The organism is Nostoc sp. DedVER02 (genome assembly GCF_034530675.2).
Taxonomy (GTDB): Bacteria; Cyanobacteriota; Cyanobacteriia; order Cyanobacteriales; family Nostocaceae; genus Nostoc.
In genome coordinates, this window is record NZ_JAVRCP020000025.1 from 56422 (window position 1) to 78882 (window position 22461).

Here is a 22461-nt window from a genome sequence, read left to right on the forward strand (position 1 = left end):
CTGGCAATTGTTACATATAAAGATAATTGAGGTTCACGAAAATGTAGATTTTAAATTTGGTATTCTAGATAAAATTGTTCAAAGGAGTAAATCTAAAATAAAAATTTTATAGCAAGTAACTTTAAAAATGCAGCCCAAGCCAAAATTCAAAATTATTTACTCAAAATACCCGCCTTATAAAGCCAATTTAAAATCCCAAATCTAAAATCTAAAGTTGCTTGACTCACAAACCTGATTATACAAGTTTACTCAATAGTTACCAAAGAGGTTGTCACGGATGAATGAACCTTTGAACGTCCTGATTATTGAAGATTCAGAGGAGGATGCCATGTTAGTACTCCATGAATTACGTCGCGGTGGTTTCAATCCAATCTGGCAACGCGTGCAAACGGCTAATGAGCTACGAATAGCGCTCGATACATCTAATTGGGATCTGATAATTTCAGATTACCGACTGCCGGGATTCAATGCTCCTGCGGCTCTGGAAATAGCACAGCAGAGCCATAAAGATATTCCTTTGATCTTGGTTTCCGGCACAATTGGCGAATTATTTGCTGTGGAAATGATGAAAGCGGGTGCCAATGATTATGTGATGAAAGATAACTTAAATCGTTTGCCAGAAGCAGTACGGCGAGAACTTCGGGATGCACAGGTGCGAGCAGAGCGCAAACAAGCCCAAAAGTTTCTAGAAACTTTAGCGTCTAATATACCCGGAATGATTTATAGCTTTGTTAAGCATTCTGATGATTCTACTACCTTTGAGTACATCAGTTTGGGCTGTCTGGATCTTTTAGAGTTAACGCCAGATCAAGTTTTAGAAAATGCCTCTCTTTGCTTTGCACAAATTCATCCTGACGATCGCGCAAAATGCTATGCAGCTGCCAAGGAGAGCGTTCAAACTTTAAAACCATTTGCTTACGAGTGGCGATTAGTTACACCTTCTGGCAAACTTAAGTGGGTACAAGCAAGCGCTCGTCCAGAATGCCGAGAAAACGGGGATATTGTCTGGTATGGTGTTTTATTAGATGTGAGCGAACAACAAGCTGCATTACGCGATCGCAAACAAGCACAAGAGTTAATTATCCACAACGCTTTACACGATCCCTTAACAGATTTACCAAACCGCACACTTTTGGTAGAGCGGCTAGAACTAGCCATTAACCGATCTAAACGACTAGAAACCTATCGTTACGCCGTCTTGTTTCTAGATTTAGACCGATTTAAAGTGATCAATGACAGTCTAGGACACCTAGCTGGAGATCAACTGTTAAAAAGTATTGCTCATAAACTCAAAATTCATCTTCGGGAATTTGATTTAGTCGCTCGAATTGGCGGGGACGAATTCGTAATTTTAATAGAAGATATCGTTGATATTGAAAAAGCCATTCAAATTACTGAGCGTATCCTTACAGATTTTCAAACACCATTGACACTTAATGATACTGAAGTAGTTATCAATACAAGCATTGGTATTGTTTTAGGAACAAACGACTATTCTCAAGCCTCCGATTTACTCCGAGATGCCGATATTGCCATGTATCGAGCCAAAGCTCAAAAGAGAAATTCATACAAAATTTTTGATGTCAAAATGCACACTCAAGCCGTAAATAGACTAACTATAGAAACCGATATTCGCAAAGCTATCGAACGAGAAGAATTTGTTATATATTACCAACCGATTGTTGACATAGTTGGCGATGAGCAAAGCCAAACAGTCCAACTGATTGGATTTGAAGCATTACTGCGTTGGCAACACCCAACTCGTGGGTTAGTTTTACCGGGAGAATTTGTCTCTATCGCCGAAGAAACGGGGCTAATTGTGCAAATTGATCGGTGGATTCTCTACAAAGCTTGTCAACAACTAGCAAACTGGAAAACGCTTGCTACTGAATCCTTGCTCAAAATGAGTATTAACCTTTCTGCTCAAGATATTCGCCAAGGTAGCTTAGTTGAAGACATCGATGGAATACTAGCCCAAACAGGTTTAGAAGGTAATTGCATAACCCTAGAAATTACCGAAAGTATGCTAATTAAGAATATTAGTCAGACAATTGATTTATTAAGTCAATTAAAATCTAGAAGAATTCAGATTAGTATTGATGACTTTGGTACTGGTTATTCATCACTCAATTATCTCCATCGTTTACCTGCTGATAATTTGAAGATCGATCGCTCTTTTGTAAGTCAAATGCAACAAGGAAACCGTAATTATCAGGTGGTTAGTACCATCATTGCTTTAAGCAATCAACTCGGATTAGCCGTTATTGCAGAAGGTATCGAAACACCACAGCAACTTCAATGGTTACAGGAACTAGGATGCGAATTTGGTCAAGGCTACCTGTTTTCTAAACCCCTAAGTCATCAAGCAGCAGAAGGACTTCTGGCAAGTAAAACTTTGCATTATATCCTCTGATTATTGCGACTCACTCATGAACAATTAGCCCATGAGTAAGTTTTATACTAAAACTTACGCACGGTACAAATTAATTATGGTATGCATTTACGAAAATAGCTTATTTCAGGTTTTTATTAATTATCATTTGATGGTAAATATACCTGCAATGTATGGGCACAGCACTGCTGTGCCCCTACGACAGATATAGTTTTTCAAAAAAATCATATTTAGTATTTTATGTCAAGTCGTAGCTTTTGATACTATATAATTAATTTGAAAACTGAAAAAAATCTATCTAGAGATAAATTACTAAAACTTGAAAACTAGCTTAGGGTATGTAAAGCCGCTGCAATAAGTATTGGTTGTTCTTAAACATTTTCATGCCCCAGATTCATTATTTTCAGTTACTACGTTATGGCATTGTTGTATTAATAGTTACACTCTCGCTAGCGTTAATGTTGATACTAGACCCCTGGTTAAGCATGAGTGGAACTCCTTTCTTGCTGTTTTTTAGCGCTGTAATGGTGAGTGCTTGGTATGGTGGTTTGAAATCAGGGCTATTAGCAACTTCCTTGTCTGCATTACTAAGCAATTACTTCTTTCTCCCGCCAGTTTATGAACTGAGTTTTGATCTATCTAATTCTGTACGAATTGGGTTATTTGCATTACAAGGATTACTCTTTAGTATCTTATGTGAGGCATTAAAGACTGCTAAAAAACGGGCTGATATAAATCTACAACAGCAAAGAGTTAGTGAAGAGCGATTTCGATTAGCCTTAAGCAGTTCAGATATTGTAGTCTTTCAACAAGATCGAGATTTGCGATATCAGTGGATTCATAATCTCCAAGGTCTAGACACTGCTGAGGAAATGTTAGGTAAATCTGATGATGAAGTATTTCCAGCCTCAGTAGCAGAGCAATTGAAGACAATTAAGCTGAAGGTAATAGAAACAGGTGTTTCAAGCCGTGAAGAGGTTTATCTGACGATTAATGAAGAAGATCGTTACTATGATTTGCTAGTTGAACCACTCAAAGATACAGACAATAGTATTCATGGTATTACTTGTGTAGCTGTAAATATTACTGAGCGCAAGCAGGCAGAACTAGAAAAATCTAGGTTGCATCAGGAACTTCAACAAGCCGTTCAGCAAAAAGATGAATCTCTGGCGTTGCTTAATACTTGGCTTACTAGTTCACCAGTGGCGTTAGCTTTTCTCGATACTCAACTGCGCTACGTTTATGCCAATGAAGCGTTAGCTGCCATTAATGGTGTACCGCAAAGTCAGCATATTGGTCGCACTTTTAGGGAAGTATTACCAGAGTGGGCAACACAAATTGAGCCTGTTTTTGAGCAAGTGATGGAAACCCGGCAGCCTTTACTCAATCAGGAAGTAAGCGGTGAAACCTATCCGCCTGGGGTGTATCGTTATGGTCTTGTTAGCTACTATCCGGTGTGTTTACCCGATGGGCAGTTATTGGGAGTAGGCATTAGTGCAATTGATATTACTCAACTCAAACAAACTGAGGAAGCATTACGCGAAAGCGAAGCGAAGTTTCGCAGCGTGGTTGATTCAAATATGATTGGTATTGGCTTTTGGAATAGAGACGGTAGGATTACAGAAGCCAATGATGCCTTGCTGAATATGCTGGGTTATAGCCGTGAAGAGTTACTGACTGGAACACTTCGCTGGCAAAATCTGACTCCAGCAGAGTACCTGCCACTCGATGAGCAAGCACTGATTCAAATGCAAAATAGTGCTTTTTGCACCCCCTTCGAGAAAGAATATATCCGTAAAGACGGCTCACGCTTGCCGATTTTGGCAGGTGGTAGCCATTTTGAAGGGACTGTAGATGGAGGAGCTTTCTTTGTTCTCAATATTACAGAACGCAAGCAGGCTGAAGAAAGGCTCCGCTATATCGCGCAAGTTAGTAGCGTCCTTTCTACTTCGCTAGATTATGAAGAAACTTTAGAACAAATTGCCAAAATTTCAGTTCCCCAACTAGCTGATTGGTGTAGCGTTGATATTTTAAATGAAGATGGTTCCATTCGCCGCCTACCCATTGCCCATGCAGACCCATCAAAGGCGGAGTTGGCGCGTAAACTTCAGGAGTATGCGACAGATTATAAGGGTACAAGTGCAATTACTAGAGTACTGCAAAGTGGGCAAAGCGAATTAATTTCAGAGATATCTGACTCGCTATTAGTGGCAAGTACTCAGAATCAAGAACATTTAGAAATTGTTCGGCAATTGGGCATGAAGTCTGTAATGATTGTGCCGTTAATTGCACAAGGGCAAGTTCTCGGTTGCATCAGCTTTGTAACTGCCGAATCAAACCGTCGCTACGATCGCACTGACCTTACTTTAGCAACAGATATTAGCCATCGTGCAGCCTTAGCGGTAGAAAATTCCCGACTTTATCGAGACAGCCACCAGACTTTAGTTTATTATGCCGAATCTCTATCTCTTTTAGATTCGCTGCTAGAAGCGGCTCCCGTTGCCGTATGCTTTTTGGATCGAGAACTACGATATATCCGAATTAATCAAGTTTTTGCTGACATTAACGGTTTGACTATAGAAGAACATCTCGGGCACAAATTTGGGGAAGTGTTGCCAGTGATGGCGGCTGAGGTGGAGCAACACTTACAGTACGTTTTGGATACTGGAGAACCACTGCTCAATGTCGAAATTAGCGGTGAAACAAGGGAACAACCCGCACGTTATGGCTACTGGCTGGGCAACTATTACCCAGTCAACAATGCAACGGGCGAAACGGTAGGAATTGGGATTATTTTGGCAGATGTGACAGCAGCCAAGCAAACAGAAGTGGCTTTGCGAGAAAGCGAAGAAAAGTTCCGAGCAATGTTCAACCAGGCAGCTGTCGGGATTGCTCTAGTAGCCTTGGATGGACAATTTATTCAGGTTAATCCTGCCCTGTGCGAAATTACTGGGTATAGCCCTGAAGAGTTAATCCAATTAAACTTCCAAGAAATTACCCACCCTGACGACTTAGCGGTTGATTTGGATAATGCTCGGCAAGTTATAGCAAAAGAAATTAGCGGTTATTCCTTAGAAAAGCGCTACATCCGCAAAGATGGTTCTATACTTTGGGCAAACCTAACTTCATCAGTAGTTTGGGATACTAATGGACAACCAAAGTATGCATTAGGGATTATTGAAGATATTAGCGAACGCAAGCAAGTTGAAGCCACACAACAGTTTTTAGTCGAGGCCAGCACTTTACTCGCTGCCTCATTAGATTATGAAATCGCTTTAGAAAACGTGGCTAATCTCGCAGTTCCTACCTTAGCTGACTGGTGTATTGTCGATGTTTTCCAGGAAGATTGGTCTAGTAAACAAATTGCGATCGCAATTGCCGATGCCACCAAAGTAAATATTTTAAACGAAATTCGACGGCGTTATCGACCCAAAGCTAGAGCCAAACTGCTTTTACAGCAGCTAAAGCGAGGAATATCTGCCTTTTACTCCGAATTATCTGACTCTAATCTGGTAGAGATGGCTGAAGATAACGAACATCTAAAATTGCTGCAAAGCCTGAGTATTCGTTCTTTAATGATCATTCCAGTTCGTTCCCGTAAGCAATTATTTGGAGCAATCTCTTTTTTCACAGCCGAATCAGGTCGATATTACCAACAAACAGACTTAGCCTTAGCAGAAGATATTGCTCGTCGGGCGGCCACAGCCATTGATAATGCCAGACTCTACCAAGAAACTCAACAGGCAGAACAGGCAGCTGAAAGGTCTGTCAATCGCATCATACTTTTACAAAAAATAACTGCTGCCTTCTCGGAAGCATTAACTCCCCAAGAGGTAGCTAATGTAGTGGTGAACCAAGGCATTGCTGCATTGGAAGCAACCGGTGGTTCTGTCGTCTTACTTACAGAGAGGGATACTACCCTAAAAGTTGTGCAAGCAATTGGCTATCCGCAAACGCTCATAAATACCTGGGCAACTTTTCCCATCACATCACCTAACCAGATAGCAGAAACAGTCAGAACTGGGCAGCCGATTTTTTTAGAAAATTTAGCAGCCATGATTGCTAGATATCCAGAATTAGCAAATATTGTGACTGTTATGGGGAATAATGCCTGGGCTTCCATTCCCTTGATCGCAGAAGGTAAAGTAATTGGGGCTTTAGGATTAAGCTTTACTATTGGACGAATATTTAACGAAGAAGACCGAGGATTTATGTTGACACTGGGGCAGCAGTGTGCCCAAGCGATCGCTCGCGCTCAACTTTACGAAGCCGAGAAAACTGCTAGGGCAGAAGCTGAGACAGCCAACCGGATTAAAGATGAATTTCTCGCTGTCCTTTCCCATGAACTCCGAACTCCTTTGAATCCGATTTTAGGGTGGGCAAAGTTACTCAGAACCCGCAATTTCGACGAAGCCACTAGAATCCGGGCATTGGAAACAATCGAGCGGAATGCCAAGTTACAAACCCAATTGATTGGAGATTTACTTGATGTTTCGCGGATTTTGCAAGGCAAGGTAAGATTAAACCTTTATGCAGTGGATTTGAAAATAGCGATCGCATCTGCACTAGAAACCGTGCGTTTAGCAGCAGAAGCCAAATCAATTGAAATTAAAACGGTATTAAGTAATGATATCGGCAAAGTTCTCGGAGATAGCGATCGCTTACAACAAGTAATGTGGAATCTCCTCTCCAATGCCGTTAAATTCACACCCACAGAAGGAGTTGTACAAATCCGTCTAGAGCAAGTTGGCTTAGATGCTCAAATCCAGGTGATTGATACAGGTAAAGGAATCATCCCGGAATTTTTACCCTACGTCTTTGACTACTTCCGGCAAGCGGATGCTAAAACAACCAGAGTATTTGGTGGACTGGGATTAGGACTGGCAATTGTCCGCCATCTAGTAGAACTTCATGGTGGTACAGTTCAGGCAGAAAGTTTGGGAGAAGGGCAAGGGGCTACTTTTACAGTTAGACTACCTTTGCTGAAAAATTCTGAGTTGCGAGTTAGCGGTGATGAGCTTTCTCAAGCAGAACTCAGTACTGACGACATATTACTGGCTGGAGTGCAAATCTTGCTTGTGGACGATCAAGCTGATGTGCGAGAATTTTTTAGCTTTGCGCTAGAACAATATGGCGCAACTGTCACCGCAGTTGAATCAGCAGCCGAAGCACTAGAAATATTAATCCAATCAAAACCAGATATTCTGTTAAGCGACATTGGAATGCCCTTGATGGATGGCTATATGTTGCTGCGCGAAGTGAGAAAATTACCACCAGAGCAAGGCGGGCAAATTCCGGCGATCGCACTGACAGCTTATGCTGGAGAAATCAACTACAACCAAGCAATGGCAGCAGGATTCCAAAAACACCTACCTAAACCCGTAGATCCAGGGGAATTAGCTACAGCGATCAACAATATAATTCGTAATTCGTAATTCGTAATTCATTTTGATTAAAACCCAAAACACTTGTAGAGACGGCGATTTATCGCGTCTCAAAAACTAACGTATCTATCCGTGGTGTAAAAATTACCAATTATCCAATAGGAAGATTACCAGGATTGACTGCATGGATATATTCACTACCCGATCCCGGTCTTCCTCGTTTATAGTAAGCTTCTTCTGGTTTACCCCATCCTAGCTGCAAAATCATTTCCAAAAAATTAGAATTTTCCCACTTACATAAACTTGCCCATTCTGTTCTTTGAACAAGTCTTTCTACATCAGAAGTGAGAATTTGTTGATATTGTTTACTATTATTGAAACTCAAGTATAAATCCATCCCCATAGAGACTTCATACCAAAATTCTACAATAGAATTTTTAGCAGCTTTTAATATCTCTAAGTCACTAGGGAGGGCTATTAAGTCAGTATTTACTTCGGGATAGCTCAAGTTTTTACCTTTAACCGTCACCTCCCGCCAGATAATACCTGAAACCTGATTTTCTTTTTGATAGTCGTGAATTGCAGCTTTGAAATCTTGATAAGCTGTGAATTGTTGCAGCCCATCAGTGCTGATAAACTGGTCAATTACGGGATTGCCAGAGATTTTTATTTCTAACTTTAGACGTTTTCCATTGAGGCAAGCTTGGCGTTCGGCTGCCAAAACTTGAATTAACTCCTGCGTGGTGTAAACCTTTGACATCAGAATACAATCTAGTTAGTCATTGTCATTGGTCATTGGTCATTAGTCATTAGTCATTAGTTAAAGACTATAGACTATGGATTAACTTTTTAATCTGTTAACACAGATATTTCAATATTATGCTTTGGCATCGGCAGAAAAGTGGTAACAGATAGCACTAAAAATTAGGGTAGACCAATTTGGTCTACCCCATAAGTTACTTAGCTAACTCACTACTGAACTCATTAAAGGCTCGTCGCTTTAGCTGTGCTGTTTCAGTGCGTGGTAATAAATCAAAGATTTTGCGAAATTGGTCGTCTATTTCTTCATAAGGTACTTGACCTTTTTTATTCAAAACTACCTCACCTGATTTATTAAACACCACGACTTGAGGAACAGTCCCAGAGTAGTAATATCCTGGTTCTGTAGGCTCGTAAGTTTTTTTAGACGGGATAGTATCTACATTAATCGGCATAATTTCTGCTACCCGACCATAGAATTCTTGTACCCGTGAGATAGAAATGGCATACCTTTTAGAATCGCTGCTGTCATCTAAATAAAAAGCCAAAAATATAGGTTTATGTTCCGCTAAAGTTTGTGCAAGTGTCTGTCTGGGAGGAACCAATGAACCATTGCCAGCATAAACGACAAAGATGTTGCCATCATATAAATCATTATTTAGACCAGCATAAGCAGGTTGCGTACTTAAAATGAAAAGACTTGCAAGCAACAACAGGCATTTTGAGAACCACCTTCGCCAGCCAGTAATTTGTTTATGTAAAAAAAGAAATTTTGTGCTATTCATCAAAAGGAACCTTGCAAGCTACTACTTGTTGTGAGTTTGTGCTGAATTCGGCAAACTGGGCTGGATATGTAATTACGCCCAGACACTATATTTTTAAGATAACGCCTACTGAGATTATCTCTCGTAAGTGGATGATAGAGTTGAGGAGTAGGGGACACGGGGACACGGGGACAAGGGGACAAGGGGACAAGGGGACACGGGGCCACGGGGATGGGAAAAGAATCTATCAAGAATCATGAAGATTTAGAGGTTTATCAACTGGCGTTCTCCGCAGCAATGAAAATCTTTGAAATCTCTAAAAAATTTCCTGTTGAGGAGCGATATTCATTAACTGACCAAATTCGCAATCTCGCTCCGTGTGTGCTAATTTAGCTGTTCGCGCAGCGTTCCCGAAGGGTAGCTTGGCGCAAGCGAAGATATAAGGCAGCTTTTGTAGCTAAACTGAATGATTGTGAAGCAGAGGCGGCAGAAACTCAAGTCTGGCTAAAGTTTGCGGTTAAATGTAATTATTTAGATTTAGAACAAGACCGAGAATTGTATGGACTTTACAACCGAGTCCTTGGAGGATTGGTAAGTATAATTAATAACCCTTCTGTTTGGGTAATTCGGCAATAAAGCATACTCCCCCTGTCCCCTTGTCCCCTTGTCCCCCTGTCCCAAAATAAAGAGGCTGGCTTTTTCAGCTAGGATTCGCTAAACTCACGCATATTAAATTTGCAATTAAATACTTTCAATTAGTAACGCCAGAAGACTAGGGTACAGATGTGGGAAAAATTCAATTCATAGATAGGCTGCGATTGGGTTTCGCGGTGTCAGTGGCAAAAAGTGTGACGTTTATAGTGCGATCGCTCCGTCTGGGTGCTGCTAGTGTATTACCAGGCTCAATTGCTCGTCGCATTGAACCCCGAATTTTAGAATTATTGAGTCAGCAAGTTAAAAACGGAGTGATTTTAATTGCTGGAACTAACGGCAAAACCACTACAGCCCTGCTTTTATGCACAATCCTAGAACGCAAGGGTTTTCGCGTCACTCATAATTCTACAGGTGCAAATCTAGAAAATGGCTTGATGACGGCGCTGTTAGAAAGCACCAACTTACTAGGCACGCTAAATACTGATTATGCCATCTTAGAAGTTGATGAAAATATTGTCCCAAGAGTATTAACGCCACTCCAGCCCCGAATTATTCTCTGTTTAAACTTATTCCGCGACCAACTCGATCGGTACGGCGAAGTAGATACAATTAGTAAGCGCTGGACAAAAGTTATTTCTACCCTACCAGCAGAAACGGTAGTAATTCCTAACGCTGATGACCCAACTTTATCTAACCTCGGTCAGCAGTTACCGCAACGGGTATTATTCTTTGGCTTGAATGAACCAGAACATTATTTAGAAGCTATTCCTCACGCCGTCGATTCTATATATTGTCCCAAATGCGGACATTCTCTAGATTACAAAGGTGTTTATTTATCTCATTTAGGAGATTTTACTTGTCCCAAGTGCGGTTTTAGTAAAAGTAAACCAACTCTAGAAAGTAGTGAATGGTCGCAAATTCTTGTTGGTTTGTATAACAAATACAATACTTTAGCTGCTGCTACTGCGGCTATTGAGTTAGGAGTTGATGAAGCAACAATTAGAGATACTATTAACAACTTCCAAGCCGCTTTTGGTCGGGCAGAAGATTTAGTAATTAACGGTAAACGAGTGCGAATATTGTTATCAAAAAACCCTGTGGGAACAAATGAAACCATTCGCGTAGTAACTCAAAGTACAGATAAAACCACACTGTTGATACTAAACGATCGCACACCCGATGGCACTGATGTATCCTGGATTTGGGACGTGGATACCGAGAAATTAGTCGAACGTGGCGGGACTTTAGTAGTAAGTGGCGATCGCGTCTATGATATGGCGCTACGTCTACGTTACAGCCAAAAGTCCCCTGAGAGTAGCATAAATTTAATTGTAGAAGAAGATTTGCGACAAGCGATCGCTACAGCATTAGAGCATACACCAGAGAATGAAACTCTGCACATTCTACCCACCTACTCAGCCATGCTAGAAGTTCGAGAAGTCCTAACTGGCCGAAAAATCCTTTAAGTTAGGCAGTAGTGAGACGCGATTAATCGCGTCTGTACAGAAGTTAGGAGTAAGGACTAAATAAATTTTTCCTCATTCCTCAACACCCAACTTAATTACGAATTACGAATTACGAATTACGAATTATGAATGTGAGTTTTCAACAGGAATTAACAATAGGTTGGTTGTACCCAACGCTGATGAGTACCTATGGCGATCGCGGTAATGTAATTACTATAGAACGTCGCGCCGAGTGGCGGGGATACGACGTTAAAGTGTTACCCCTAGATCAAAATGCCACAGCCGCAGATATTAAAACTGTAGATGTCATCGTTGGTGGTGGCGCACAAGATCGTCAGCAAGAAATTGTCATGCGTGATTTGCAAGGCGCGAAAGCTGATGCAATGCGCGAAAAAATTGAAAATGGCACACCAGGCGTTTTTACCTGTGGTTCACCCCAATTGCTGGGACATTATTATGAACCAGGCTTAGGACAACGGATTGATGGGTTAGGAATACTCGATTTAGTTTCCGTCCATCCTGGTGAAAATACTAAGCGCTGTATTGGTAACTTAGTAATTGAAGTTACAGCTTCACGTTTAGCGCAAGATTTAAAAGAGATGACGGGTAGCACACCATATTTGGTAGGCTTTGAAAATCACGGCGGACGTACCAAGCTGGGGAAAGTGGAAGCATTGGGGCGCGTGGTGTACGGTTTGGGAAATAATGGAGAGGATGGGACAGAAGGAGCATTTTATCAGAATGCGATCGCTACTTATTCACACGGCCCTTTATTGCCAAAAAATCCTTTCGTCGCCGACTGGTTAATTCAAACAGCACTGCGGTTAAAGTATGGGGAAGCGATCGTATTGCCACCCTTAGATGATAATCTTGCTGTACAAGCGCGGGAAGCGATGTTTAAGCGGTTGAAAGTAATACCAAGTGTTCCTGTGGCAAAAGTTTAACCTAGCAGGGGTTCGGATAAGGTTTTTGGATAACACGCCGCTAATTGTAGAGACGGCGATTTATCGCGTCTCTTGCTTGCCTTAACCGAACCGTATTGTCCTGCCCCCTGCTGCTAAAATATAGAAAAAAAATTAAGAATATGATTTAGATATCATAGTAATCATTTTGGTGTGCCATCTCTAGCCCACAATAAAAAGAAAGCGATTCAGGGATTGAGTGACCAAGGAATGCTATGGCGACAACCAAAAAAACCCCTAGATGATGTTAGTCTACTAGGGGAGTTAGTTATCAGGGTGCATCTACCAATTAAGTGTTCTCAGGTTGAACACCATACTCCGGATAAATTTGTACAAAAGTCAGTTATTATTTAAAATAAAAAACCCCCAGAGGATGTTAATCTACTAGGGGAGTTAGTTATCAGGGTGCATCTACCAATTAAATGTTCTCAAGTTGAACGCCATACTCCGGATAAATTTGTACAAAAGTCAGTTTTTATTTAAAATAAAAAACCCCCAGATGATGTTAATCTACTAGGGGAGTTAGTTATCAGGGTGCATCTACCAATTAAATGTTCTCAAGTTGAACGCCATATCCCGGATAAATTTGCACAAAAGTCAGTTATTATTTAAAATAAAAAACCCCCAGATGATGTTAGTCTACTAGGGGAGTGAGTTATCAGGGTGCATCTACCAATTAAATGTTCTAGGGGTAGCCAGTATCTTCCGGGAAAAATTGTAAAAATTAGGTTGAGAGCAATTTCTACCAAGAGCTACGCCTACGCAACTAGAGAAAACCCCCAGTGGGTGTTAGCCATCTAGGGGAGTGAGTTATCAGGGTGCATCTACCAATCATCTTTTCTAAAGTAAATGGGTAACTACCGGATAAATTAACAGAGGTTGAAGTTATTGCTGTTTGCTCACCAGAAAAAAGCCTCAACAATTGTTAGGCAACCAGAGGGGTTAGTTATCAGGCATTGGTGCAACTTAAGCTCAAATTCTAAAGAATAACGATCCTCATTGGGCTACTGACGCAAATTCATCAGGTAGTAGCCTCCATGAGGATTAAAAGTCAGAGATTAGTAAATAGCAATCTACCGGATAAATTGGCATTTACCAGAAAAATCCCCCAACAGGTGTTAGATAACTAGGGGAGCTAGTTATCAGGGTGTATCTACCAATTAAATAACCAGTGCTATGCCTTAAAAATTTGATGCATCACAAATGATTGCTGCTTACTTCATAAAAAAACCCCCAGTGGGTGTTAGCCAACCAGGGGAGCTAGTTATCAGGGTGCATCTACCAATTAAATGTTCTCGGTTTAACCACCATGCTCCGGATAAATTTACTAGAAAAGTATGCCAAAAAAACTCTAGTAGATATTAACTCAATTAGGGGAGTTAAAAATCAAGGTACATCCCAATACTTGTCGGGTTTTGGGGAAAAGGGGAAGAAAAAACTTTTAACCTTTCCCCTTTAACCTTTTCCCCAAACCCAATTCTAAGTTCAAAATCCTTAACCGAGTAGTATTGAGGTACATCCATCTATTAATCAAGTATTCTAGGATTAAGCACTATTTTCTGGTAGAGAATATCTGCATCAAAAGTTGCTGTTGTTGGCCAACATAAAAAAAACCCCCAGTGGGTGTTAGCCAACTAGGGGAGTTGAAGATCAAGGTGCATCTACCAATTAAGTGTTCTAGATCCAAGTAATCCGATCCGGATAAAGTTGTAAAGGCAGGAAAAGCAAAACAACACCGAATCAGAAACATTCAGGGGTGGGATGCATCTAAGTTATCAAAGGGAGCAAATCGACTTGAAACTTTCGTGTTTCAAACCAGATTTAGGAGGCGGACAGGAGAAACTGTGACCCAGGAATTCCACATTTCGGTAACTCCTGTAGGGCAAAATGACTACTTGGTGCGGACGGAACAAGTCGCGCCTGGGGTACCATTGGCAGAAGAATTGGTGACTTGGCCTGTAGCTGATTGGTTAATGGCTGCTGGGCATTTGATGAATGACCCGTTGAAGTCGGTGTTACAGGGAGATCCATTTACCTCTGCTGGGCATGAAAGCAATATTGCCAGAAACTCTGTTAATTTGGTGGCGTTGGGTCAACAATTTTATAACGCCCTATTTCAAGGCACTCTCAGAGATAGTTGGATTACTGCCCAAGGTATTGCCCAGAATCACCAACAAGTACTACGCTTGCGTTTGGGGCTAAAAGACACGAGGTTAGCTCGTCTACCTTGGGAAGTAATGCACGCAGGCGATCGCCCTCTGGCTACTGGGCCTTATGTGGCTTTTTCTCGCTTCCAAAGTGGGATTTTGGGGGGTTCTCCTTTGCGGCGAAATACTTTCACATCACAAGAACAAGGTAGCGTGAAAGTATTAATGGTAATTGCTTCTCCCTCAGATCAAGCCCGTCTTGACTTACAGAAACAGGAAGCGATTAAACTACAAGCAGAACTTCACCGTCAGATACCACGGCTGGCTGAAGGTAACAATTATTTCCCAGAAATTGAACTCACTGTATTAGACCAACCAGGACGAGAAGAACTGACACAAGCCTTAGAACAAGGTAGATACCACGTTCTTCACTACTCCGGTCATAGTAACTTAGGCGGTAATGGTGGAGAAATTTATCTTGTTAGTCGCAGAACTGGCTTAACAGAAATCTTAAGTGGAGACGATCTAGCAGGCTTGCTCGTCAACAATAATATTCAAATGGCAGTGTTTAATTCCTGCTTGGGGGCGTACACAGCTACATCTGATGCCTCTGGAGATACTGGTGAACGTAATTTGGCAGAAAGTCTGGTAAAACGCGGAATTAGAAGCGTTTTGGCCATGTCAGAACGAATTCCTGATGAAGTGGCATTGACACTCACACAATTGTTTTACCGCAACTTGAGCCAAGGATATCCAGTAGATTTGTGCGTTAGTCGAGTGCGCCAAGGATTAATTTCTGCTTATGGTTCGCACCAGATGTACTGGGCATTACCGATTTTATATCTCCAACCAGAATTTGACGGTTTTCTCAGCGAAGAAACAGAATTATCCGATGCGGAATCACGGAATCAGTATATTTCGCCTTTAGGAATAACTTCCGCGATGTACTCTGTTATGGCAGATGATAGCGATATGCCTTTAGGAATGGAAGAAATGATTCCTTCTGGTTTGGCGCGTGATTCTGGGTTGGACTGGCTGGGTGAGGATACTTGGGGCGATCTTGTAGATGAAATTGAATATGATGACCCAAGTTATGAAGAAGATTCGGCGATAGTTTCAGATTTATTTCGTCAGTTAGATAACCAAAAACTTCCAACTGAACTGGATCGACAAATTCCAGAAAATAATTTTCCGCAAAGTCAGGTTTCAGAAGAAATGACTTCTCTGGAAGAAGGGGATTTGTGGGGAGAAGTTCCAGCATCGCCACCTTCAATTACTGGAAAAGTTGAAGGAAATTTAGAAAATTCTGATTTTTCGCACAGGCATAGCCCCCTACAGGCATCGCAACCACTCCCACTAAAACCTCGTACCCAACGCCGCAAACTATGGCCAATTGTGGGGATTGTGGGACTTAGTGCATTAGCAGCTGCGATCGCTTTAAATTGGTGGTGGCAAAATCGCTCCCAGCAGGTAAATCTACCTCAGATCCCAGGAATTTCCTCTGAATCTTTACCCATTCAAAAGCAGCAAAATATCGACTTACAGATAGCAGACACTAGAATTGTCACTACGACTGCTACCGAAAAATTGAGCCAAGGCGACTTACAAAGTGGGTTATTAGCTGTAGAAGAACTACTTAATCGTGGCGCACTAACTGCGGCGGAGACTGCCCTGAAACTGATTCCAAATAAGCAAGCTGACGATCCATCCGTCAACTTTTATAAGGGACGATTAGCTTGGCAATCCATCCAAACTGGAGACAATAATTATAGTGTTGATGATGCCCGTCGTTACTGGGAAACTGCTGCAAAAGCTAAACCAGAATCGCCTTTGTATAATAATGCTTTAGGATTTGCCTACTACGCAGAAAGCAATTTGAACCGAGCCAATGACTCTTGGTTCAAGGCTTTGAATTTAGCTCTTAAAGAACAAAACCCAGATTCCAAGACAGCACCTGAAGATGCTTTAACTTCTTACGCTGGGTTAGCTCTTGGACTGTATAAATCTGCACTTAGTCAATCTAATGGTAAGCAGACACAGTATCTTAATGAAGCAATTAAGTTGCGGCAAATGGTTCTCAAGTCAGATCCGGGCAATTTCCAGGTAGATAAATTAGCTAAAAATTGGTTGTGGACAGAAAAGGCGATTGAAGATTGGCGATCGCTCCTTCAGGAAAAGGGTGAGCAAGAGACGCGATGAATCGCGTCTGTACAAGAGTTTGGAATGAAAATTCAAATTTAATTGATAATTCACAAATTCCAATTGCGCCGGAAATGGAAGAAGCCTTCTAAAAACTCTTGCAAACCAGTATTCCTATTTAAATGCTGACTCCAATCCCTTGCAGTTTGCTCCAAAATTTCTGAGAAACTGGGATAAACAGGAGATAAATTTGCTAAATCCTTGACTTTAATTTTTTCGGACATTGCTAAGGCAATCAAATTAATTAACTCTCCAGCTTCTGTCCCCAATATCGCAGCCCCCAAAATTTCGCCGTTGCGTAGGACAATTAATTTACATATACCAGTAGTTTCATCCCGAATTTGGGCTGCTGCCACTGTTTTAAAATATTGACGAAAAACTAAAATTTCATCTTGACTAAATAGGCGTTTTGCCTGCGCCTCTGTCAAACCCACTTGCGCCACCATCGGCACAGAAAACATTGCCCAAGGAATAGAGCGATAATTTACTCGTAATCTTGGGAAAAAAAGTGCATTGTTCAGGGCAATTTTTGCTTCATAATGAGCGATATTAGGAAAGTCGTAACCACCAATTACATCACCACAGGCATAAATACGGTGGTTAGTAGTTTGCAGCTTATCATTCACTACCAAACTACGCCGATGCCATTTCACACCTACTTTTGCAAAATTTAGGGATTCAATATTTGGTTGTTGTCCAGTAGCCACTAAAATTTCATCAGTTTCAATGGCTTTATCTCCCGCTTGAATCCACTTTTTATCCTCAATTAACCTCACTTGAGTTACTGGTGTATCAGTAAAGACGCGCACACCTTCGACTTCTAACTGCGCCTGAAGCAATATGGCTAGCTCAGAGTCAATACTGGGTAGAAAATATGGATGTTTGACTACCAGTGTCACCCTACAACCAAACCGCGCTAAAATTTGGGCGATTTCAACGCTTTGGGGAATTCCGCCGATAATTACCCAATTTTTGGGTAATATACCTCCTTGTAAAGATTGCCAAATATTAGATAGGGTTAGATAGCCACTGGCTTCCAATCCTTCAATCTCTGGAATTTCTGGACGCGAACCAGTGGCCAGCAAATAGTTACGGGCGCGTAGTAGGCGATTGTTAACAACAAAAGCTAGTTGGGGTGAAGATTGAAACTGACCATTACCAACGATGATATCTACCCCCAGCGCGGCTAGGATGGCAGGAGAATGCTGTTCTTTGAGATTTGAGGCGACGCATTGAGCATATAGCATCGCTTCTTGCCATGCCATAGATATGTGGCATTCTTCTAAGGTATCAGTGTGTGTGGTATGAATACCAAAACTAGCACCATCATTGAACTTCTGCGCCAGTTTACCAATTTCGGTAAGAGCATGGTGAGTAGTCAACCCGTAGTCTACTTTAGATTCCACCAGGGCAACTGTAGCACGCAGTTTGGTTGCAGCAAGGGCAGCATAATATCCGGCAAGACTGCCGCCAATAATTACAACATCGTAGTCAATTGTCATTTGTCATTTGTCATTGGTCATTTGTCATTTGTGAATAACCAATTCCCCATTCCCAATTCCCAATTCCCAATTCCCAATTCCCCACTACCCAGTCAGGGCTGTTAGTAAGCGTTGGTTATCGGACTCTTCACGTACAGCAACCCGGAAAAAGCGATCGCCTAGTTCTTTAAAGCTAAGGCAATCGCGGATTAAAATCTGGTGATGCTTGAGTAATTTTTGCTGTAACTGCAAAGTTGACTCTTGGGACTCAACTAATAAAAAGTTAGCAGCACTTACTTGGGGTTGAAATCCTGGTATTTCAGCCAAACCCTGAAAGAGTTGGTTTCGTGCAGGTGGTAGCCATGCCCAGGTTTGCTGCTGAAACTCTGTATCTTGGAGGGCTGCAATTGCCGCCGCCGCCGCTAGGGTGTTTACAGGCCACGGGTCACGCCATAGCTGCCATTTAGCTAGACAGTCGGGGTGTGCGATCGCATATCCTAATCGCAATCCTGGAAGACTGTAAAATTTGGTCAGCGATCGCAATATTACTAAATTCGTATATTCCTGCACCACCGGAATTAGGCTTTGTTCCTCATCAGGCGGCACAAAATCCATAAATGCTTCATCTACCACAACCAAAGCAAATTGCTTCAGGTAGGGCAAAATAGAGTCCCGTGAAAATATTTTTCCGGTTGGGTTGTGCGGATTATTCAGTAATAGTCCTTTGTCATTTGTCCTTTGTCCTTGGTCAATGACTAATGACCAATGACCAGTGACTAATGACAAAGAACACTCCAGCACATTAGCGTTGTATGCTGCCAAGGTTCGGTAGTAGTCACCAAAGGCTGGAGTGATTAAAATTGTCGCGGCTAATTGAGCTAATTCCCTACCTAATAAAGTGAGTAATTCTGCGGAGCCGTTACCCGGCAGAATCCACTCAGGCGGCAGTTGATGGAAGTGACTGAGAGCTAGTCTCAGTTCACTATAGTTTGGGTCTGGATAGTGCTTAAGATTACCAATTTGGGACAGTATAGCAGCGATCGCGCTGTTTGGAGGCCCCAACGGGCTGATGCTAGCAGAAAAATCCAGAATAGCGTCAGGGGGACAGCCAGCCAGTGCTGCTGCCCAGGCTAAATTTCCCCCATGTGCAGGTTGCCGCATTAAAAAAAAGTCCCCAAAGACAGAATCTATGCTTTTGGGGGTGCTACCTTCTCTCTAAACAGTTTTCCTGCGGAGAAAGCAGGAACCCTCGTAGCTGGAATTTCCATTTTTTCATTTGTTTTCGGGTTGCGACCTTCGCGGGCTTTACGTTCCCGTGATTCAAATGAGCCAAATCCCACCAATGTTACCTTATCACCAGAGGAAACCGCTTCAATGATCGTTTCCAAAGCGGCAGTTAAGACTGCATCCGCTTGTTTCTTGGTAACACTAGCCTTTTCAGCTACGGCATCAACTAATTCACCTTTGTTCATGTCAAACTCCTGAAGGTTTACTTGAGATTCTTTACGGATGCACCATAGTGCATCTGTACTAAAATCTTTGTTCGCGGGAATACAAAAATCATCCTTTGGGAGTATGTTTACTCAAAACGGCTGTACATCCCATCGGCTCGACTTTTCAATGAATCATTCTAAGGCGTTGTAGCCTGATGTGGATAGATGAAACCATTAATTTATATAGATTTCAGGATTTTTTGTCATTTTAGGGTACTTGTTTCACTAAAAACCACCCCAAAAGTAAGAAAAAATACTTAGTGGAAACCATAATAGCGAAGATAATAGGGCATTGGGGAAGTGAGACATAATTAATATTGTTGGGATTAATTACCAATGTTAAAGAGTTATTAAGGTTCATACCCAAAACAAAACCTCACCCTGTCAAGAAAGGACATCCCTCTCCTCAACTAAGGAGAGGGATAGATTTTACTTAGTCAAACCAGGGTAAGGTTTCTTAGGGCCTATAATACTTAACTGCAAATCGCCTTGCCAAAGACTTGTGTGTACACCATAGCCAAATCGGAGAGGGACAGGTTTTACGTATTCAAACCAAGGAGAGGTTTTTTTATTTGACTAAACTATGGGGACACAATGTGACTATCATCATTGTTGCCCAGTAGGAATCTTTAAGCCTCGACGCTCAAGAATCTGCCGCACTTCTGGGCTGGGGGCGTAGTTATAGCCATAAGAAGAGTTCTCTGTGTCATCCATAATTTGAGGTGTAAGCAACACAATCACTTCTTTGCGCTGATTATCTTTATTTGTTCTTCTAAACAATGCTCCAATTAGTGGAATATCACCCAGAATAGGTATCTTGCTAACAGTCGTTCGGTCTTCATCTTGAATGATGCCGCTAAGAATAAGTGTTTGACCATCTCGCAGACGAACTAAACCAGAATTTAGAGAGCGTTCAGATACTAGAAATATTGTTTGGCTGTTTTCTCCTACGGCAATCTGTTCTGAAGACTGCGGTGCTTTGACAACTGGTGCTACAGATAGAGAAACAAAACCATTGTCATCAATCCGGTCAATTTTGACACCCAGAGTTAAGCCCACCTCCGCTTTTTCAGCAGTTATCGTTTGTGTAGAAGTATCAGAACCACGAGTTATTTCGTTCTTAATGTTCCCTATTACCTCTTGGGTCAGCTTGACATTAGCTGTTTGACCTTCTTGGACAATTAAGGTTGGGTCAGTCAAAATCTTGGCATTGCGATTTTGCACCTGAGCCGTCAAATTAGCAAGAAATTTTCTGGGGAAGGAGCTTACATTATTAAAATTTAAACTTGCAGAACCGTTACTATTAGAAAAATAGGTGTTGTCAACACCAAAGGAAAAGCTGGTATTAAAGTCATCAGTTTTATTAAGGTTAACATCAATAATCTTGACGTTAACTGCGACTTGACGACGACGAATATCAAGCTGAGTTAGTTGAGCCATTGCAATTTCAATGAGTCTAGGAGGGCCAATTAAAGTAACGGAGTTGGTGCGCTCATCTCCTAATGCCTGTAAACCTCTAAGTAATGGACTAGAGTCTTTGTAATCAACACGTAGAGGTTGAACTTGGGTTTCCGTCGTCGTCTGAGTTTGAGTGATAGGCGCAACTCCAGTACCCACAGGTATAGCATCAACACTAGTAACTTGTCGTTCGCGGCTGACGGCACTTTCTGCGCCCAAGCCGACTAAAAAGTTCAGGGCGACTCCCACTGTCACTTGATTGAGTCGCAGGCTACGCATAACCATGTCACGGGTCGCATTAGGTAGTTTCGTTCCAACGAAAACTGTACGATTACTGCGGTTAGCTTCTAAACCACTCAAACGCAAGACGTAGTTAAACACATCTTGAACTGGCTCGTTTTCTATATCTAAAGAGATGGTTTGAGAACTTGCTTGTGCAGCAGCACCTGGTTGACCTGTGCCACCTTGCTCACCTCCGATATAAGCTAGGTTCAAATTAGCGGCACGGGCAAGTAATGATAAAACCTCACGCACTGGGGCATCTCGCAGTACTAAACGGGGTACACGTTCCTGAGTTCCTAAGTCAATGGTGCTAGGAGACGCATCGGTAGCGGAAATAGCAATATCTCCTACTGGTGGGGCAACGGCTCTGGGTAAGAAAGGTGGAGCCTGACTCAGAGGTTGACCCGGGCCAGCAGCTTGTGCTGGTTTTCCGTCAATAGTCACTTCTGGGTTAGGAACGAGAACATCTGGCTTTTGACCAGTTTGGGCTGGAGTAGAAGCAACTGGGGATGTGGGTGTTGGCGCTGTTGACGCTGGTACTGTTGGTGCTGATGCTGTAGTGCCTGTGGATGGGCTAAAGCTGAGTGTAATGCCATTTTGCGATCGCACCACTGGTTGACTCTCAGGTGCATTGTTGCTGCCCGTTACCCTCACCCGAATACTATTAGCATCCAGCTGATTAACCTCGACAGATGCAATTCCTGGGGCTGGAGCATCTTGACGAAAGCTATTACCTTGTGGTAATCGTAATTGAGTATTAATAATATCTGCGACTAAAGTATTACCTCTTTTTGTAGTGAAAACTTGAGGGCGCGACCCTGAAGAAGTTTTCAAAGCAACGCTAATTCCACCATTAACTGGGTTTAGCTGTACATTAGTAACTTGACTAATTTGTGCCCAAACTGGTTGAGTTGCCAAAAATACAAAGGCGGCAGTACCCAATATAAAACTATTACCGTGAAGCTGTTTCACAGTTCATTCCTCACCTTATAAAACCTTGTTTACAAAGAATTTTGAGTA

The 22461-nt window shown here is 41.9% G+C and carries 11 protein-coding genes and 1 pseudogene; 6 read left to right on the forward strand and 6 right to left on the reverse strand.

Translation table 11 applies throughout. The annotated features are described in order from the left end of the window. The first annotated feature begins 277 nt into the window (after positions 1-277). Positions 278-2413 (forward strand): putative bifunctional diguanylate cyclase/phosphodiesterase, encoded by a 2136-nt coding sequence (locus tag RMZ41_RS22350; RefSeq protein WP_322645156.1) that lies wholly within the window; start codon positions 278-280, stop codon positions 2411-2413. Between the two features lie 362 nt (positions 2414-2775). After that, complete coding sequence (locus RMZ41_RS22355) at positions 2776-7827, forward strand: PAS domain S-box protein (protein ID WP_322645155.1); 5052 nt, start codon at positions 2776-2778, stop codon at positions 7825-7827. 100 nt (positions 7828-7927) lie between these two features. Here RMZ41_RS22355 and RMZ41_RS22360 read toward each other — a convergent pair whose 3' ends face one another. Together RMZ41_RS22360 and RMZ41_RS22365 are read right to left on the reverse strand one after the other, a co-directional pair. Continuing rightward, positions 7928-8536: a hypothetical protein gene (locus RMZ41_RS22360; protein WP_322645154.1), complete on the reverse strand. Its 609-nt coding sequence runs from the start codon at positions 8534-8536 to the stop codon at positions 7928-7930. Positions 8537-8732: 196 nt separating this feature from the next. After that, positions 8733-9320 (reverse strand): thylakoid membrane photosystem I accumulation factor, encoded by a 588-nt coding sequence (locus RMZ41_RS22365; protein WP_322645153.1) that lies wholly within the window; start codon positions 9318-9320, stop codon positions 8733-8735. A 210-nt stretch (positions 9321-9530) separates the two neighbouring features. Between RMZ41_RS22365 and RMZ41_RS22370 the strand changes: the two are divergent. The 4 genes and pseudogenes from RMZ41_RS22370 (at position 9531) to hetF (ending at position 16727) form a co-directional block, all read left to right on the forward strand. Further along, positions 9531-9935: pseudogene (locus RMZ41_RS22370) on the forward strand (four helix bundle protein). A gap of 149 nt (positions 9936-10084) precedes the next feature. Further along, positions 10085-11419: a Mur ligase family protein gene (locus tag RMZ41_RS22375; protein ID WP_322645152.1), complete on the forward strand. Its 1335-nt coding sequence runs from the start codon at positions 10085-10087 to the stop codon at positions 11417-11419. A 125-nt stretch (positions 11420-11544) separates the two neighbouring features. Continuing rightward, complete coding sequence (locus RMZ41_RS22380; RefSeq protein ID WP_322645151.1) at positions 11545-12363, forward strand: type 1 glutamine amidotransferase; 819 nt, start codon at positions 11545-11547, stop codon at positions 12361-12363. A 1862-nt stretch (positions 12364-14225) separates the two neighbouring features. Then, a complete protein-coding gene (hetF, locus tag RMZ41_RS22385; protein WP_322645150.1) occupies positions 14226-16727 on the forward strand; it encodes a cell division protein HetF in 2502 nt (833 codons plus the stop codon). Between the two features lie 50 nt (positions 16728-16777). On the opposite strand, the gene RMZ41_RS22390 is transcribed toward hetF, so the two are convergent. The 4 genes from RMZ41_RS22390 to RMZ41_RS22405 all read right to left on the reverse strand — a co-directional run bounded on the left by RMZ41_RS22390 (position 16778) and on the right by RMZ41_RS22405 (position 22413). Next, entirely contained in the window at positions 16778-18229 is a 1452-nt protein-coding gene (locus RMZ41_RS22390) for an NAD(P)/FAD-dependent oxidoreductase (RefSeq protein WP_322645149.1), read from the reverse strand. 84 nt (positions 18230-18313) lie between these two features. Continuing rightward, positions 18314-19369 carry a threonine-phosphate decarboxylase CobD gene (gene cobD / locus RMZ41_RS22395; RefSeq protein WP_322645148.1) on the reverse strand — a complete coding sequence of 352 codons (1056 nt, stop codon included), beginning with the start codon at positions 19367-19369 and terminating at the stop codon, positions 18314-18316. A gap of 26 nt (positions 19370-19395) precedes the next feature. Further along, the gene (locus RMZ41_RS22400; protein WP_010998076.1) at positions 19396-19680 is read right to left on the reverse strand and encodes an HU family DNA-binding protein; all 285 of its coding nucleotides are present in this window, start codon (positions 19678-19680) and stop codon (positions 19396-19398) included. Positions 19681-20307: 627 nt separating this feature from the next. Further along, complete coding sequence (locus RMZ41_RS22405; RefSeq protein WP_322645147.1) at positions 20308-22413, reverse strand: AMIN domain-containing protein; 2106 nt, start codon at positions 22411-22413, stop codon at positions 20308-20310. Positions 22414-22461: the final 48 nt, after the last annotated feature.

Bases quoted from the DNA above. Each gene is read 5' to 3' on its own strand.
- RMZ41_RS22350 (WP_322645156.1), top strand. From the start codon at position 278: ATGAATGAACCTTTGAACGTCCTGATTATTGAAGATTCAGAGGAGGAT.
- RMZ41_RS22355 (WP_322645155.1), top strand. From the start codon at position 2,776: ATGCCCCAGATTCATTATTTTCAGTTACTACGTTATGGCATTGTTGTA.
- RMZ41_RS22360 (WP_322645154.1), bottom strand. From the start codon at position 8,536: ATGTCAAAGGTTTACACCACGCAGGAGTTAATTCAAGTTTTGGCAGCC.
- RMZ41_RS22365 (WP_322645153.1), bottom strand. From the start codon at position 9,320: ATGAATAGCACAAAATTTCTTTTTTTACATAAACAAATTACTGGCTGG.
- RMZ41_RS22380 (WP_322645151.1), top strand. From the start codon at position 11,545: ATGAATGTGAGTTTTCAACAGGAATTAACAATAGGTTGGTTGTACCCA.
- RMZ41_RS22390 (WP_322645149.1), bottom strand. From the start codon at position 18,229: ATGACAATTGACTACGATGTTGTAATTATTGGCGGCAGTCTTGCCGGA.
- cobD (WP_322645148.1), bottom strand. From the start codon at position 19,369: ATGCGGCAACCTGCACATGGGGGAAATTTAGCCTGGGCAGCAGCACTG.
- RMZ41_RS22400 (WP_010998076.1), bottom strand. From the start codon at position 19,680: ATGAACAAAGGTGAATTAGTTGATGCCGTAGCTGAAAAGGCTAGTGTT.